At 44.6% G+C, this 350-nt stretch carries 2 rRNA genes; both read left to right on the plus strand.

Annotation, left to right across the window (positions count from 1 at the left end):
- Window positions 1-120, plus strand: a 23S ribosomal RNA gene (locus tag I6E24_RS16805); the annotation flags it as partial.
- A 111-nt stretch (window positions 121-231) separates the two neighbouring features.
- A 5S ribosomal RNA gene (gene rrf, locus I6E24_RS16810) occupies window positions 232-341 on the plus strand.
- Window positions 342-350: the final 9 nt, after the last annotated feature.

Genomic DNA, 350 nt, shown 5'->3' on the forward strand with positions numbered 1-350 from the left:
GAAGCCGGCCACAAGATAAGATTTCTCAGGGTCGTCGTAGACTACGACGTTGATAGGATGCAGGTGTAAAGCTGGAGACAGCAAAGCCGAGCATTACTAATTGCCCGTTGACTTTTGTTATCGCGTAACACATGAGGGTGTTATATACGTTTAGCGCTTGAAAGAATGGAGTTTTGCTAGAATTGGATTTTCAGTTTGTGCTTCATGCAAGGCTTGATATACGAAAGATATTAAGGTGACTATAGCACGAAGGTTCCACCTCTTCCCATTCCGAACAGAGAAGTTAAGCTTCGTCACGCCGATGGTACTGCTAATTGTGGGAGAGTAGGTAGTCGCCGTTTTAGAGAGAA

This window comes from Bacteroides caecigallinarum, assembly GCF_021530995.1.
GTDB lineage: Bacteria > Bacteroidota > Bacteroidia > Bacteroidales > Bacteroidaceae > Phocaeicola > Phocaeicola faecigallinarum.